Below are 15,613 nucleotides of genomic sequence, written 5' to 3'. Positions count from 1 at the left end.
ATGGCAGACTACAAATACACCCCTGCGGATTTCAAGAGCGACCAGGAGGTACGCTGGTGCCCCGGATGCGGCGACCACGCCATACTCAGCGCCGTGCAGCGCGCGCTGCCCGAGATCGCCGACGCGCTCGACACGCCCCACAACCTGTTCACGTTCGTGTCGGGCATCGGCTGTTCGTCGCGCTTCATCTACTACATGAAGACCTACGGGTTCCACTCCGTCCACGGACGCGCCAACGCCGTGGCGACGGGCGTCAAGACCGCCAACCCGCGCCTCTCGGTGTGGGTGACGACGGGCGACGGCGACTCGCTGGCCATCGGCGGCAACCACTTCATCCACGCCATCCGCCGCAACGTGGACCTGAACGTCATTCTGTTCAACAACGAGATCTACGGCCTCACCAAAGGCCAGTACTCCCCCACCTCGAAGCTGGGCAAAATCACCAAGACCTCGCCTTACGGCACGGTCGAGAAGCCGTTCAACCCCGGCGAGCTGGTGATCGGCGCCAAGGGCACGTTCTTCGCCCGCACGATCGACATGGAGGTCCAGCTGTCGAAAGAGTGCATGATCGCCGCCGCCAAGCACAAGGGCATGTCGGTGATCGAGGCGTTGCAGAACTGCGTGATCTTCAACGACAAGACCCACTACGACTTCGCCGCCGACAAGGCCACGCGCGCCGAACGCACGGTGACGCTGCGCCACGGCGAGAAGATGCTCTTCGGGGCCAATAAGGAAAAAGGTCTCGTGTTCGAGAATATGAAGCTCAAGGTGGTGACCGTGGGTCAGGACGGCTATACGCTGGACGATGTGCTGACGCACGACGCCCACGAGCGCGACACGACGCTGCATTCGATGCTGGCGGCCATGAAGTACCCCGACTATCCGGTGGCGCTGGGCGTGATCCGCGAGGTCGAGGACGACGCGGTGTACGACCGTGCCGTGGAGCGTCAGGTCGAGGAGGTGAAGGCCGCGAGCAAGATCCGCTGCGTGGACGACCTGCTTCGGTCGGGCGCCACGTGGGAGGTGGAATAGCCGGTTTTTCCACAGCCGGAACGCTTCGGGGCGCTGAAATTCATTTTCAGCGCCTCTTTTTTCACTTCGGATTTTGCAGAATAAAAAAATCCGATTATCTTTGCACCTGCATCGGGGGATTAGCTCAGTTGGCTAGAGCGCTTGCATGGCATGCAAGAGGTCACGAGTTCGAATCTCGTATTCTCCACTTCGACCCGAAGACAAAAAAGGGTCAAACGACGACAAATCCCGCAAAATCAAGGTTTTGCGGGATTTTTTCTTTCTCTCGTCGGACATCCGAAAGACACGAAAAAGCCCCGAAAAGACGAAGTCGCGTTACTAAAACCGTTACTAAAACGGCTGACGAATTTTAGTAACGATTTACGACATAAGTCGCTGATTCGTCGCCTATTGTCCTGAAAGTGTCTGCTCGTAAACCAATTATTAACCGTTCCTTTGCCGAGGACGATCGTTACTGAAATCGCCCGGCAGGAGCAAAACAAGGAGGTATTATGAGCAAAAGCACATTTACGATTCTTTTCTACGCGCGAAAGAATCAGGTAAACAGGGCGGGCAAAATCGGCATTATGATCCGCGTGTCGGTCAATGGCGAATCCGTACAATTCAGCTCGAAGCTGGACATCGAGCCGGAGCTGTGGGATGCGACGAATCAAAAGATGCTCGGGACGACGAAGGCCGTGCGCGAGTTCAACGCGCTGCTCGACGACATTCGGATGAGCCTGCGCAACCACTATCGGGAGATTGAGAAATACGAAACCTATGTAACGGCCGAAAAGGTACGTAACGCCTTTTTAGGAATTACCGTTCGCCAACAAACGCTGCTGGGAACATTCCGCAGACATAACGAAGATGTACAGAAGTTAGTAGGCATCAGCAAGAGTGCGGCGACCTATCGCAAATATGACCGCTGCTTCCGAAGGGTGGAAGAATTCATTCAAGCGAAGTATCGGGTCAAAGACATTGCGTTAAAAGAAGTAACGCATTCGTTTCTTGTGGGATTCGAGCAATATCTGCGGACGGAAAAACAATGCTGTCAAAATACGGCGGCCAAATTTCTGCAAACGCTGCGGATGATTATCATCGAGGCGAAGAACAACGGATGGATATTCAACGATCCGTTCGCCAATTACCGCATCCGGTTGAAGAAAGTAGACCGCGGCTACCTGACCGACGAGGAATTGCAACGCATCCTGCAAAAGAAGATGCCGTGCGGACGATTGGAGCAGGTGCGCGACGTATTCATCTTTTCGTGCTTTACGGGATTGGCCTATATCGACGTGCGGAATCTGACCAAAGAGAATATCCGCACCTCATTCGACGGCAAACTATGGATCATGACGCACAGACATAAGACGCAGACGTCGGTAAATGTACCGCTATTGAAAGTACCTCAAATGCTGTTGAAGAAATACGAAGGAACGCTGCCCGACGGTCGATTGTTGCCCGTATTGAGTAATCAGAAACTCAACTCGTATCTAAAAGAAATTGCTGACCTATGCGGCATCGAGAAGAATATTACGTTCCACCTTGCGCGCCACACGTTCGCGACGACGATGACGCTGGCCAAAGGAGTGCCGATCGAGACTGTATCGAAGATGCTGGGGCACACGAATATCGTGACGACCCAAATCTATGCCCGCATTACCAACGACAAGATCGGCCGGGATATGCAGGCGTTGGCGGGACAATTAGGCGAAATCGAAAAAATAGCGTTGGAGGCATAGCTATGGAGCGAGGAACCATTACCATAGAATCCGGCCGCATTGCGATTATTCCATCTTCGGATAGAACTGTATGGGTGACCGTCGAAGAAATCGCTTCGATATTCCATATTACGGGAGCGACCGTAAAGCGACATATCGAAAAGATATTCGCCGCACACGAGTTAGACGAACGCGAAGTGTGGACGGAACAAAGTATAGTGCGTAATGGATGCCGATACGTTGTCGAATACTATAACCTCGATATGATTATTGCACTCTGTTTTCGAATCGACACGCCTTCGAGCAAGGCGTTCCGACGATGGATTACAGAACAAGTCGTCCGATCGTTACAGCCGAAACCGACAACGCCTATCTTTCTGCGATTCGAAGAAGCGAATGATAGAATGAATTGAAACCAACGAAGATAGGAAGTCGTCGTGGAAATAAAGCTCACTTTCGGCGCGATTTTTAGTGCAAATACGCCCGAATCGAGCTTTATTTATATATATTTGTGAGCTATAAATTATCTACGATGAAAACCGGTCGTCTCAATTCCATACTCGCCTACCTGCGCGACAATCCGCAATCCTCGTCGAAAGCGATTTTCGACGCGCTGCCCGACCTCGGCGGCTATGCCACCGTCAAAAGGGAATTGGCAAAAGCTGTTGCGGAGGGAACCGTCGTTGTTACAGGACTGCGGAAAGCGGCCCGCTATTCCGTAGCTCCGGGGTTCGGACTGCTACAATCCATCGACTTGGAGAGCTATTTCAGTAAGGAAATCGACGAGCGAACCATACGCGAATCCTATAATTTCGAGCTGATCGACACCCTCGCGAAGGCATCGCTGTTCACGCCATCGGAGACTGCGGAACTCGGTTCGCTGCAAAACACGTTCGCCGCGAATCTGTCGAAGCTTTCCGCTGCCGAATACCGCAAAGAGATGGAGCGGCTGGGAGTGGACCTGAGCTGGAAATCGTCGCAAATCGAGGGCAACACCTATTCGCTGCTCGAAACCGAACGGCTGCTGCTCGAAAAGGAGACGGCCGCTGGAAAGAGCAAGGACGAAGCCGTGATGCTGCTGAACCACAAGGAAGCGCTGGATTTCATTCTCGACAATCCCGACTACCTTTCGGAACTGACCGTGGCGAAGATCGAGAACATTCATTCGATACTGGTCCGGGAGTTGGCCGTAGACCGCAATATCCGCGTGCGCCGCGTCGGCATCACCGGCACGAACTATCGCCCCTTGGACAATGAATTCCAGATTCGCGAGGCTTTGGAGCGGACATGCGCATTGGTGAACGGAAAAGAATCCGTTTTCGAGAAAGCGTTGATAGTGTTGTTGCTGTTGTCGTACATCCAGCCGTTCGCCGACGGCAACAAGCGCACGGCGCGTATCGTCAGCAACGCGCTGCTCGTCGCCCACGGCTATTGCCCGCTGTCGTTCCGCACGGTCGATTCGATCGACTATAAAAAGGCGATGCTGCTGTTCTACGAACAGAACAACGTGTCAGCTTTCAAACGGATTTTCATCGAACAATTCGCATTCGCGGTCAAGACCTATTTCTGACGAGTGCAAGCGAAGCCTCGAAGCGGCGGAAGAACATCGAATTCTTCCGCCGCTTTTTCATTTATACCCCTTTCTTGGGGAAAATCATTCCCGTGTCGTTACCGACCATAGAACCCGCCGTCCGGCAATATCGGATTTTTGCTGCAAAGAACAACATGCAGCAGAAATGGAAATCATCACTTTCGACCACAAGGTCTATCAGGATTTAAGCGAGAAAATCGAACGGATCGCCGATTACGTCTTCAAGAAAGAGGCACGACCGCAGCAGACACCGGAAATCTGGCTCACGAGCGAAGAGCTGGCCGACCTGCTGAAAATAAGTACTCGCACGCTGCAACGGATGCGCAAGGAGCGGGTCATCCCCTACACGATGGTGCGCAGCAAATGCCTCTATCGCCTCTCCGACGTGGAGGCATGCATCTCCCGCCGCATCGTTGCCTGCACTCCGCAGACATTGGACGAGTTTCGCAAGAACTACTATCTCACCCATAAATCGCCGGCCTTATGATACTCGACACCGAAACATTCGAGCTGTGGATGTCGAAGATCATGGAACGCTTCGACCGCCACGAGCGGATGCTCTGCACGCTTACGGGCAAGGAGATCAAGGAGGCGATGTATGTGGACGGCGAACGCCTCTTGGACAATCAGGACTTGTGCCAGCTCCTGCAAACGAGCAAGCAGTCCTTGCAACGCTACCGCAGTTCGGGGATGCTGCGTTATCGGAAGCTACGGCACAAAACCTACTACACGGAATCGGACGTACAGGAGTTCCTGAAAAAACATTTGGAGACGTTCTCGGCAGGTCGCCGCTCCTCCGCTCCGAAGCACTGACGACGCCACAAGCTATCAACCCGACGCCACAAGCTGTCCGGCGCGACGTAAACGGCATCGGCGGCTTATTCCGCAGCTAATTTCGCAGTCGTGCATCGTGCACGCTTATAAATCAATCATGTATGGAACAGAAAAAGAAAGACCAAGATGTTCTGATCGTCCGAGACGAGCAGACGGGTGAAATCGGAGTGGTCGCGGGGCTGAAAAGCGACGGCACGCCGAATCTGCGCCCCGCCAAAGCAGAACACGCGCAGGACTTCCTGCGTTTCGACAGGCACGGAGACGTGCTGGACAACTTCTTCGCTAATTTCTACCGCCAATGCAAGGAGCCGAAACGCTTCGGCTTCTACCGTGTCGCCGCAGAGGGTGTGGAGAATGTCGTGGCGGTAATGAAAGACCTGCTGAAAGACCCCGTCGGCTTTCGGGATGTACTTGCACCGCACAAGGTCGATACGACCAAGTACGAACAGGTCGCTGCGCAGCAGGCGCAGGAAACGCCGCCCGAACCCGAAAAGGAGGAAAAACGACAGGATGAGAAGTATCGGCCTATCGACGAAGCGCAGGTCGATAGCGAAGCGTTCGAGCGCCTTTGGGGCGTAAAGATCGAAGACCTGCGTCAAGCCGGATACTTGGATCGTATGCTCGGCCACGGCAAATCGCCTCTTGTAACCTGTTATCCCGAAATCGGAGGCGTGCGTTTTCCGGTCGAAGCGAGATTGTCGCTGCGCGAGAATCCCGACGGTACGGTTTCACTCGTGCCGCATCCGCTACGGCGAGAGCCCGATCTCAAATCTTACGAGAACATCGAGTTCACGGATGCGGATCGGGAGAGCCTGAAAAAGACGGGCAATCTGGGACGTGTCGCCGAGGTGCTCGACAAGAACACGGGCGAACTCGTCCCCTCCTATATCAGCCTCGACCGCCAGACGAACGAAACGATCTCCGTGCCTGTCAGCGCTCTCCGTATTCCCGACGAGGTAAAAGGCGTCAAGCTCGACAAGGAGCAGCAGGAGGCATTGGCCGCAGGCAAAGGCGTCTATTTGGAGGGCATGACCTCCAAGAGCGGCAAACGGTTCAATGCCACGATTCAGATCAACGCCGACAAACAAGGATTGGATTTTCACTTCGGCGGACAGCGGCAAACGCAGCGCGCCGAACAGCGAAACGGGCAGACGCAGGATGACGGACACAAGGTCTATATCGGTAAAACGCTGCTCGGGCTGCCGATTCTCAATGAGATGCGACAGGGCTGGGCACAAAACAAATGGGTGCTGATGGAGGGGCTTACCGACAAGAAAGGCCGCACGTTCAATGCCTACGTCCGGCCGAATCACGAAAAGGGCAAATACGACTTCCGTCGTACCGTAGCCGACAAGTCGCAGATCCACGAAATCAAACCCGTTCACGCTTCGGAAGCACAGGTGGCAGTCAACTCGGAGGGTAAGACGCACGAGGCGACCAAGTACACGGGCGAACCGATGAAAAAGGAGCAGACCGCGCCTGCCGACGCAAAACAGCAGGAACGGCAGGAACAGCGGGAGAACCGCAATCCGAACATCCGAAAACGGACGGGAATGAAGATATGATCCCGACATCCAACGAAATCGGAACTTTCAGTCCTACACCACTAAATCCACAGTAAAATAAATCGAACATGAAAACGATCATTGCAGAAAAGCCGAGCGTGGCGCGGGAGATCGCCCGCATCGTGAAAGCGACCAAACGCGAGACCGGCTATTATGCCGGAGCGGAGTATAATGTAACATGGGCTTTCGGGCATCTGGTGCAGCCCGCCTTGCCGGACGGCTACGGCATCGAGGGATTTCATCGCGACAACCTGCCGATCATCCCGCCCGTCTTCCAACTCGTGCCGCGTCAAGTCAAGGCCGATAAGGGCTATAAGCCGGACAGCGAGGCGGCGGCGCAAATCAAAATCATCGCGCGGCTGTTCCGCGAAAGCGAACGCATCATCGTGGCGACGGATGCCGGACGCGAGGGCGAACTGATCTTCCGTTACCTGTACGAATACATCGGATGCGCCACGCCGTTCGACCGCCTCTGGATCAGCTCGCTCACGGACAAGGCGATCCGCGAGGGGCTGGAACGCATCGAGAGCGGCAACAAGTACGACAACCTCTACTATGCGGCCCAAGCCCGCAGCGAAGCCGACTGGCTGGTGGGCATCAACGCCACGCAGGCCATTACGATAGCCGCCGGCCGCGGGACGTATTCGCTCGGCCGCGTGCAGACGCCCACGCTGGCGATGGTCTGCGAGCGGTATTGGGCGAATAACCGTTTCACGCCCGAGGCTGTGTGGCAGGTGCATTTCGCCACGCCCGGCGCCGAAGCCGATACGGTCGTCAAGTTCTCCTCCGTCGAGAAGTGGAAAGAGAAAGCCCCTGCCGAAGCCGCTTACAAGGCCCTCGATACGCAGCGAGCGGTCAGCGTTACGAAAGTCGAGCGCAAGGAGACCGTGCAGGAGCCGCCCCTGCTCTACGACCTGACCACGCTCCAAAAGGAGGCCAACACCAAGCACGGGTTTTCGGCGGAGAAGACGCTCTCCCTCGCCCAGAAGCTCTACGAGGCCAAAGCGATTACCTATCCCCGCACAGGCAGCCGCTATATTCCCGAAGATGTGTTCGGAGAGATACCCGCCCTGCTGCGCGCACAAAAGAATAACCCCGTGTGGGCGAAACGGCTCGCGCTTGTGGGCGACACGCTCTCGCGCCGCAGCGTGGACGACAGCAAAGTTACCGACCACCACGCGCTGCTGCCGACGGAAGTGAAGCCCAAAATGCTTTCAGCCGACGAACAGACCGTATACGACATGATCGTCGGGCGTATGCTCGAAGCCTTCGCCGAACGATGTATCAAGGACGTGACGACCGTCACGGTCGTATGCGACGGCGTGGAGTACGTCGCCAAAGGGACGATCGTCCGTCAGGCGGGCTGGCGCGGCATCTACGGCGAGGAGGCGGAGGATACCGTACTGCCCGAATGGACGGAGGGCATGACGCTTCTTGTCGGCGGCTGTTCGATGACCGAGGGCAAGACCAAGCCCAAACCGCTGCACACGGAGGCGACGCTGCTGGCAGCGATGGAGACGGCAGGCCGCGAGATAGAAGACGACGAAATGCGTCAGGCGCTTAAAGCGTGCGGTATCGGCACGCCTGCGACCCGCGCGGCGATTATCGAAACGCTCTTTTCGCGAGAGTATATGGTAAGACAGAAAAAGTCGCTCGTGCCGACCGAAAAGGGACTGGCACTCTACTCGGTAGTCAAGAATATGCGTATCGCCAACGTGGAGCTGACGGGCGATTGGGAGGCTGCGCTCGCCAAAATCGAGCGGGGCGAGATGCGTGCCGAGACATTCCGCGAGGCGATCGAGATCTACACCAAACAGATTACCTCGGAGCTGCTCGCCTCGGACAAGCTCTTTGCGCACAAGGGGTCGGACTGCCTTTGTCCCAAATGCAAAACGGGACGGATGCAGTTCTACGGTAAGGTCGTGCGCTGCGACAACGCCGCGTGCGGACTGCCCGTGTTCCGCATCAAGGCGGGCAAGACGCTCTCCGATGCGGAAATTACCGAGCTGCTCACGCAGGGGAGAACCGGAGTAATCAAGGGCTTCAACAGTAAGCAGGGCAAGGCGTTCTCCGCCGTCGTCGCTTTCGATGCGGAGTTCAACACCGTTTTCGAGTTTCCCGAAATGAAAAACGAACCGCGCAAACCCAAGAAAAGGAAATAATGCGTATATTCGCCACTGAGTTCACGGTCATAGGTCATTGCGACTACTCGATAGCCGATACCGATTTATTCTCTGTGGATTTAGTGGTGGCACTCGGAGGGATACCGAGTGCCTTTTTCATTAGATCATACCCATTATTTTAGTCGCACAATTGAAATTGTCTATACGTTGTGCAGCAATAGAATTACTTTTAGATTTAGGCTCGAAATGATGAGATGGATATGCTTTTATCGCATCTTTGATTTTCTGTTTACTTGTACCAACGGTACAAGCACAAACAGCAACATCACAACCTAATGATTGTAAGTATGTAAGATGATTTTTAACGGAATAATCACCAATAGCGTAATCTCCTTGTGTTACGATGCCGACAGTTTTCTCAGAATTTTGAAAAACATCTAAACAATCATCGTTACACAAATCTTGAAAAACGCCGGGAACTTGCGTATATCCAGCTTGTACTAAAAGAGCATAGACAAGATTTAATGTTTTGGTTTTTCCGCTATTAGGATCACCTTCCAATGCAATCACTTCCATAATCGTGCAAATTAATTTAATTACAAAATTAGCAATAATCCACTAAATCCACAAGAATATGAATCAGAACAACAAGCCTGCGGAGTTATCCTATTACGGGCTTTACCTGTTATCCTACCTCAAAGAGAACCATCCCGACAAGGCGCACGACGCGGCCTTCATCGAGGAGCGTGCCGACCATGCCGCCGACGTATTCGAGCAGGCTCGACGCGAGGGCTATCTGCCCGAAGGGGCGCAGGAGCTGGCGATGGCCGCCCTGTTGGAGGGGCTTCGCTTCTCCGAGTACGACACGATCATCGAGGTGCTCTGGAACGAGTTCTCGGATGAGATCGCACAAAGCGACGCACCTGCTGTCGCGCTCCGGCTGCTGCCTTATGTCGAAAGCATCTTCACGCAATATCCGCTCTCGGACGATTTCGCCTACTCGCCCGAATACGAGCAGCTCTACACGGAACTTACGGGAGCCGTCTCGATCATCCTCGAAGAAGATGGCATTTAACCGTAAAGCCAAGCTGCGGGATAACATCGAGGCGATACGCACGGCTTTCGAGTTGGACGGCGCACGGCGGGCAGCTACTCCCGAAGAACGGGAGCGGCTTGCCCGCTACTGCGGGTTCGGTGGATTGAAATGTATTCTCAATCCGGCCGCCGATCTGACCGATGCCGTGCAGTGGGCGAAATCCGACCTCGAACTGTTCCCCATGACAACGGAGCTGCACCGCCTGATCCGCGAACACAGCGCAAGCGACAACGAATACAAACGTTATATCGACAGCCTGAAAAGTTCCGTGCTGACGGCGTTCTACACACCTCCAGCCGTTACGGAGGCGTTGGCCGACGTACTGAACGATTACAACGTGCGTCCGCGCCGCCTGCTGGAGCCCTCCGCAGGACACGGCGCGTTCGTCGAGGCGTTTCTCCGGAAGAACGCCGATACCGATGTCATGGCCTTCGAGAAAGACCTGCTGACGGGTAAAGTCCTCGCGCATCTCTATCCCGACAAGAAAGTGCGGGCGGAGGGTTTCGAGCGCATCGAGAAACCGTTCGACGGCTATTTCGACGCGGCTGTCTCCAACATCCCGTTCGGGGACGTGGCGGTGTTCGATCCGACCTTCTCCGCAAGCGAATCGGCTGGTCGCCGTAACGCTGCGAAAGCCATCCACAATTACTTTTTCTTCAAAGGGCTGGATGCCGTCCGCGACGGCGGCATCGTGGCGTTCATCACCTCGCAAGGCGTGATGAACTCCCCGCGCAACGAAGCGGTGCGGCTCGAAATGCTCCGAGAGGCGCACCTTGTCTCGGCGATCCGCCTGCCGAACAACCTCTTTACAGACTATGCCGGAACAGAGGTCGGCAGCGACTTGATCGTCTTGCAAAAGGATACCCACAAAGAGGGGCTGACGGAGGACGAAAAATCGTTTACCCGAACGGGAACGCTGCATGGTGTAAGCACCAACCGCTATTTCATAGAACATAAAGAGCAGATCATCTATACGAGTGCGGTGCTGGACACCGATCCTTACGGCAGACCGGCAATGGTTTACGAGCACGACGGCGGTGCAGAGGGCATCGCAACGCAGCTGCGTGAGCTGCTCGACCACAACCTGCATGCGCGGTTGGCGATGAGGCTCTACTCCGGCGGTATTCGGAATGCACGACTGCAAGAGCAGCAGCAAGCCAAAGTAGAAGCGACCGAATCGCCCCTGCGCACAGAGCTGTCGGTAGAGGATTTGGCCGCATTCGGGGTGTGGGCGAAAGAGAAAGAGCAACGGTTATGGGACGAACAGCCACCGCAAGCGGGTGTTTTCGAGGAGACGACCGTCGTCGAAGAGACGGTGCAGCCGCCTACCGCAACGGTTCGGCAGGAAACGGAACGGACTGCCGTATCTTCCAAAGAGGAGAAACCTGAAATCGAGCCGCCGGTTATGAGCCTCTACGATCTGTTCGGCTTCACGGCGGAGGAGCGGCGTATCGCCCAGACGGGCGGCAAGCCCCGCCGACGAAGCAACCGTCCCAAACTGGCGCAGCCGCGTCAGCCATCGCTCTTCGATACGCCGACGGAAGCGACAGCGAAAACGGCGCAACCCGTCCAGACCGCAACGGTCGATCAACCTATCGAAAGCGGTCATAGCAGGCTGGTATCGGAGGCCGAGCGGCAGCGCAGACACGAGGAGGAGATGAAGCCCCGCCCGTTCGACGGATTGCTCGAACCGCACCATCGTGAGGGATCGTTTGTCAAGGTAAACACCGTCGGGGCAGGTTACCAGATCGGCTACCTGAAAGACGTCACCCGCTACGGAGCGACGTTCCACCCGCTCGATCTGGGAAAGGAGCAGCGAGAGAAGATTGCAGCTTACACTTCCGTGCGCGACGCTTACGAGCGGCTCTACGCTTACGAGGCGGAGTATCACGATGAAGGGTCGGCGCAGCGCGAGGCGTTGAACACCTGTTACGACGAGTTCGTCGCCCGTTACGGGAATCTGAACGCCAAAGCGAACGTCAAGCTCCTGATGATGGACACGTCGGGGCGCGACATCCTCGCCCTCGAACGGGCGGAGAACGGGCAGTTCGTCAAGGCCGACATCTTCGACCATCCCGTAGCGTTCGCTGTGAACGAGACGACGCACGTCGATACGCCCGAGGAGGCGCTTTCGGCCTCGCTCAACCGATACGGCGGCGTGAATCTCGATTACATGGAATCCTTGTCGGACAACAGCCGCGAGGAGCTGATCGACGAGTTGAAAGGGCGTATCTTTTACAATCCGCTCTCCGGCGGTTATGAAATCAAAGACCGCTTTATCGCGGGCAACGTGGTGGATAAGGCGGAGCGCATCGAGGCATGGATGAGTGAGAATCCGCACGGCGAGCGGGAGAAAGAAGCCCTTACCGCCTTGCAGGAGGCCGCGCCGCGTCCGATTACGTTCGACGAGCTGGATTTCAACCTCGGCGAGCGGTGGATACCCACGGGCATCTATTCCGCCTACGCCTCCTACCTGTTCGATACCGATGTGCGCATCGGCTATTCGGAGAGTATGGACGATTATTCGGTCAAATGCGGCGGGAAGAACGCCAAGATTCTCGACCAATATTGCGTCAAAGGGTATTACCGTACCTACGACGGTATCGCCCTACTGAAACACGCCCTTGTGAACACCGTGCCCGACATGAAAAAAAGCATCGGCAAGGACGAAAACGGCAACGACATCAAGGTGCGCGACAGCGAGGGCATACAGCTCGCCAATGCCAAGATCGACGAAATACGAAACGGGTTCGTGGAGTGGCTCGCGGAGCAGTCGCCGGAGTTCCAGCAACGGCTGACGGACAGGTATAACCGTAAGTTCAACTGCTTCGTGCGTCCGCAGTACGACGGTTCGCATCAGACGTTCCCCGACCTCGACCTGAAAGCCCTCGAAAAGCGGTTCAATATCAAGGATGTATATCAGAGCCAAAAGGATTGCATCTGGATGTTGAAGCAGAACGGCGGGGGCATCTGCGACCACGAGGTCGGCACGGGCAAGACGCTGATTATGTGCGTGGCGGCGCATGAGATGAAGCGGCTGGGGCTGGCACACAAGCCGATGATTATCGGGCTGAAAGCCAACGTCGCGGAGATTGCCGAATGTTACCGCACGGCCTACCCGAACGCGAAGATACTCTACGCCTCGGAAAAGGACTTCACGCCCGAAAACCGCGTGCGGTTCTTCAACAACATCAAGAACAACGACTACGATTGCGTCATCATGTCGCACGACCAATTCGGCAAGATACCGCAGTCGCCCGAATTGCAGCAGCGCATCCTGCAAGCCGAGCTGGACACAGTGGAGGAAAACCTCGACGTGCTGCGCAGGCAGGGCAAAGAGATTTCACGGGCGATGTTGCGGGGATTGGAGAAGCGCAAAATCAACCTCTCGGTAAAGCTGGAGAGTATCGCCCACGCCATCAAGTCGCGCACGGACGATGTGGTGGACTTCAAACAAATGGGCATCGACCATATCTTCGTGGACGAAAGTCATCAGTTCAAGAATCTGATGTTCAACACGCGCCACGACCGCGTGGCGGGGCTGGGCAATCAGGACGGCAGCCAAAAAGCGCTCAATATGCTTTATGCCATCCGCACTATACAAGAGCGCACGGGCAAGGATTTGGGCGCGACGTTCCTGTCGGGTACGACCATCAGCAATTCGCTGACGGAGCTGTACCTACTGTTCAAATACCTGCGACCGAAAGAATTGGAGAGACAGAGTATCAACTCGTTCGATGCGTGGGCTGCCATCTTTGCCAAGAAATCCACCGATTTCGAGTTTTCGGTAACGAACAACATCGTGCAGAAAGAACGCTTCCGCTACTTCATCAAAGTGCCGGAGCTGGCGGCGTTCTACTCCGAGATTACCGATTATCGTACGGCAGAGGATGTCGGCGTGGATCGTCCCGACAAGAACGAGATACTCCACAATATCCCGCCCACGCCCCAGCAGGAGGAGTTTATCGAAAAACTGATGCAATTTGCACAATCGGGCGACGCGACGATACTCGGACGCGCACCGCTCTCCGAAACGGAAGACAAGGCCAAGATGCTGATCGCAACGGACTATGCCCGCAAGATGGCACTCGATATGCGGCTGATCGACCCCAGCTACGACGACCACGTGGACAACAAAGCGAGCCACTGCGCCCGCATGATTGCCGAGTACTACCGCAAGTACGACGCGCAGAAAGGAACGCAGTTCGTCTTCTCGGATTTGGGGACGTTCCAGCCGGGACAGTGGAATGTGTACAGCGAGATCAAACGTAAGCTAATCGAGGATTACGGCATCCCCTCCTCGGAAATTCGCTTCATTCAGGAGTGCAAGAACGAGAAGTCGCGCAAGGCCGTTATCGACGCGATGAACGAGGGTAAGGTGCGGGTGATCTTCGGATCGACCTCCATGCTCGGCACGGGTGTCAATGCACAGAAACGAGCCGTTGCGGTGCATCATCTCGATACGCCGTGGCGCCCCTCCGACCTCGCGCAGCGCGACGGACGCGCCGTGCGCAAGGGCAACGAGATCGCCAAGCAGTTCGCGGGAAACAAGGTCGATGTAATCATCTATGCCGTCGAAAAATCGCTCGACAGCTACAAGTTCAACCTGCTGCACTGCAAGCAGACGTTCATCTCACAGCTCAAAAGCGGGGCGATGGGTGCGCGAACCATCGACGAGGGTGCGATGGACGAGAAGTCGGGCATGAACTTCTCGGAATACATGGCTATCTTGTCCGGCAATACGGACTTGCTCGACAAGGCGCGGTTGGAGAAGAAAGTGGCGGCGTTGGAGAGCGAGCGAAAGTCGTTCCACAAGGCCAAGAGCGGCTCCGCGTGGAAATTGGAGGAGTACACCAAGACGCTCGCCCACAACAACGACTGCATCGTCAAAATGTCGGCGGATTACGAGACGTTTCTTGCACGGGTGCAGACCGACAAGGAGGGCAACAAACTCAACGCCCTGCGGCTCGACGGGCTGGATGCCGCCGACCACAAGAGCCTCGGAGCACGCTTACAGGAGATTGCCAAGAACGCCACAACGGGCGGCGAGTACATGCGCGTCGGCGAGCTGTACGGCTTCCCGATTCTCGTCAAGACCGAATCGTCCCTGAAAGATGGTAAGGAGGTCAGGCAGAACCGTTTCTTCGTGGAGGGGGCATTCAAGTACACTTACAACAACGGACAGATAGCGATGGCCGACACCAAAGCGGCGGCGATGAATTTCATCAATGCGTTGGAGCGCATACCCAAGCTCGTGGAGCAGTACCGCGAGAAGAACGTCGAATACGAGCGGGATATTCCGATTTTGCAGCAGACCGTCGGCGGTGTGTGGAAGAAGGAGGATGAGTTGAAGCAGTTGAAATCCGAAGTAGCGGCATTGGAGCGTAAGATTCAGTTGGAGTTGGCTCCGCCCAAGCCCGAAGCCGCACAGGAACAGCAGACCAATGGCGAAACGGTACAAACACAATCACCACTGACCGGAGAACGGGCGACAACGGAGCCGCCATCCGATGCGTCGAATAAGTCGCAGTTCCTACGGGAGCACGTGCAGTTCGTCAGACCGATGGAGGTGAACAGTACAGTAAAGGGGATAAAAATGTAGCCGCAAGGGCCGTCCGCAGCGATAGGACGGCCCTTTAGTTCGTTTATCAACAGTCGTTTTCTCTCCT

General features: G+C 55.6%; 10 protein-coding genes and 1 tRNA gene. 10 read left to right on the top strand and 1 reads right to left on the bottom strand.

Going from position 1 to position 15,613, the window contains the following annotated elements; translation table 11 throughout:
* The 8 genes from NQ519_RS12270 (at position 1) to NQ519_RS12235 (ending at position 8,887) form a co-directional block, all read left to right on the top strand.
* Positions 1–1,032, top strand: a complete 1,032-nt coding sequence (locus NQ519_RS12270) for a 2-oxoacid:ferredoxin oxidoreductase subunit beta (RefSeq protein ID WP_019150862.1) — start codon at positions 1–3, stop codon at positions 1,030–1,032.
* 113 nt (positions 1,033–1,145) lie between these two features.
* A tRNA-Ala gene (locus tag NQ519_RS12265) sits at positions 1,146–1,219 on the top strand.
* A gap of 304 nt (positions 1,220–1,523) precedes the next feature.
* Positions 1,524–2,756, top strand: coding sequence for a site-specific integrase (locus tag NQ519_RS12260; protein WP_019150863.1), 1,233 nt, complete (start codon positions 1,524–1,526; stop codon positions 2,754–2,756).
* 511 nt (positions 2,757–3,267) lie between these two features.
* Positions 3,268–4,305, top strand: coding sequence for a Fic family protein (locus NQ519_RS12255; RefSeq protein WP_019150865.1), 1,038 nt, complete (start codon positions 3,268–3,270; stop codon positions 4,303–4,305).
* A gap of 166 nt (positions 4,306–4,471) precedes the next feature.
* Entirely contained in the window at positions 4,472–4,813 is a 342-nt protein-coding gene (locus NQ519_RS12250; protein ID WP_019150866.1) for a helix-turn-helix domain-containing protein, read from the top strand.
* Positions 4,810–5,139 carry a helix-turn-helix domain-containing protein gene (locus tag NQ519_RS12245; protein WP_019150867.1) on the top strand — a complete coding sequence of 110 codons (330 nt, stop codon included), beginning with the start codon at positions 4,810–4,812 and terminating at the stop codon, positions 5,137–5,139. Before NQ519_RS12250 ends, NQ519_RS12245 begins: the two co-directional genes overlap by 4 nt.
* Positions 5,140–5,261: 122 nt before the next feature.
* Positions 5,262–6,725 (top strand): DUF3945 domain-containing protein, encoded by a 1,464-nt coding sequence (locus tag NQ519_RS12240; protein ID WP_019150868.1) that lies wholly within the window; start codon positions 5,262–5,264, stop codon positions 6,723–6,725.
* Positions 6,726–6,793: 68 nt separating this feature from the next.
* Positions 6,794–8,887 (top strand): type IA DNA topoisomerase, encoded by a 2,094-nt coding sequence (locus NQ519_RS12235; RefSeq protein WP_019150869.1) that lies wholly within the window; start codon positions 6,794–6,796, stop codon positions 8,885–8,887.
* A gap of 120 nt (positions 8,888–9,007) precedes the next feature.
* Here NQ519_RS12235 and NQ519_RS12230 read toward each other — a convergent pair whose 3' ends face one another.
* Positions 9,008–9,424 (bottom strand): hypothetical protein, encoded by a 417-nt coding sequence (locus NQ519_RS12230; protein WP_147513184.1) that lies wholly within the window; start codon positions 9,422–9,424, stop codon positions 9,008–9,010.
* Between the two features lie 58 nt (positions 9,425–9,482).
* On the opposite strand from NQ519_RS12230, the gene NQ519_RS12225 reads away from it, so the two are divergent.
* Both NQ519_RS12225 and NQ519_RS12220 read left to right on the top strand, forming a co-directional pair.
* Positions 9,483–9,923, top strand: coding sequence for a DUF1896 family protein (locus tag NQ519_RS12225; protein ID WP_019150870.1), 441 nt, complete (start codon positions 9,483–9,485; stop codon positions 9,921–9,923).
* Positions 9,913–15,546, top strand: coding sequence for a helicase-related protein (locus NQ519_RS12220; protein WP_019150871.1), 5,634 nt, complete (start codon positions 9,913–9,915; stop codon positions 15,544–15,546). Before NQ519_RS12225 ends, NQ519_RS12220 begins: the two co-directional genes overlap by 11 nt.
* Positions 15,547–15,613: the final 67 nt, after the last annotated feature.

This window comes from Alistipes senegalensis JC50, from assembly GCF_025145645.1.
In the GTDB taxonomy this organism is placed as follows: domain Bacteria; phylum Bacteroidota; class Bacteroidia; order Bacteroidales; family Rikenellaceae; genus Alistipes; species Alistipes senegalensis.
Note: the sequence above shows the minus strand (reverse complement) of the source record. Positions and strands in the feature narration are given on the sequence as shown.

Coding starts and splice junctions, on each gene's coding strand:
- NQ519_RS12245 (WP_019150867.1), top strand. CDS start 4,810: ATGATACTCGACACCGAAACATTCGAGCTGTGGATGTCGAAGATCATG.
- NQ519_RS12235 (WP_019150869.1), top strand. CDS start 6,794: ATGAAAACGATCATTGCAGAAAAGCCGAGCGTGGCGCGGGAGATCGCC.
- NQ519_RS12260 (WP_019150863.1), top strand. CDS start 1,524: ATGAGCAAAAGCACATTTACGATTCTTTTCTACGCGCGAAAGAATCAG.
- NQ519_RS12225 (WP_019150870.1), top strand. CDS start 9,483: ATGAATCAGAACAACAAGCCTGCGGAGTTATCCTATTACGGGCTTTAC.
- NQ519_RS12240 (WP_019150868.1), top strand. CDS start 5,262: ATGGAACAGAAAAAGAAAGACCAAGATGTTCTGATCGTCCGAGACGAG.
- NQ519_RS12250 (WP_019150866.1), top strand. CDS start 4,472: ATGGAAATCATCACTTTCGACCACAAGGTCTATCAGGATTTAAGCGAG.
- NQ519_RS12230 (WP_147513184.1), bottom strand. CDS start 9,424: ATGGAAGTGATTGCATTGGAAGGTGATCCTAATAGCGGAAAAACCAAA.
- NQ519_RS12255 (WP_019150865.1), top strand. CDS start 3,268: ATGAAAACCGGTCGTCTCAATTCCATACTCGCCTACCTGCGCGACAAT.
- NQ519_RS12220 (WP_019150871.1), top strand. CDS start 9,913: ATGGCATTTAACCGTAAAGCCAAGCTGCGGGATAACATCGAGGCGATA.
- NQ519_RS12270 (WP_019150862.1), top strand. CDS start 1: ATGGCAGACTACAAATACACCCCTGCGGATTTCAAGAGCGACCAGGAG.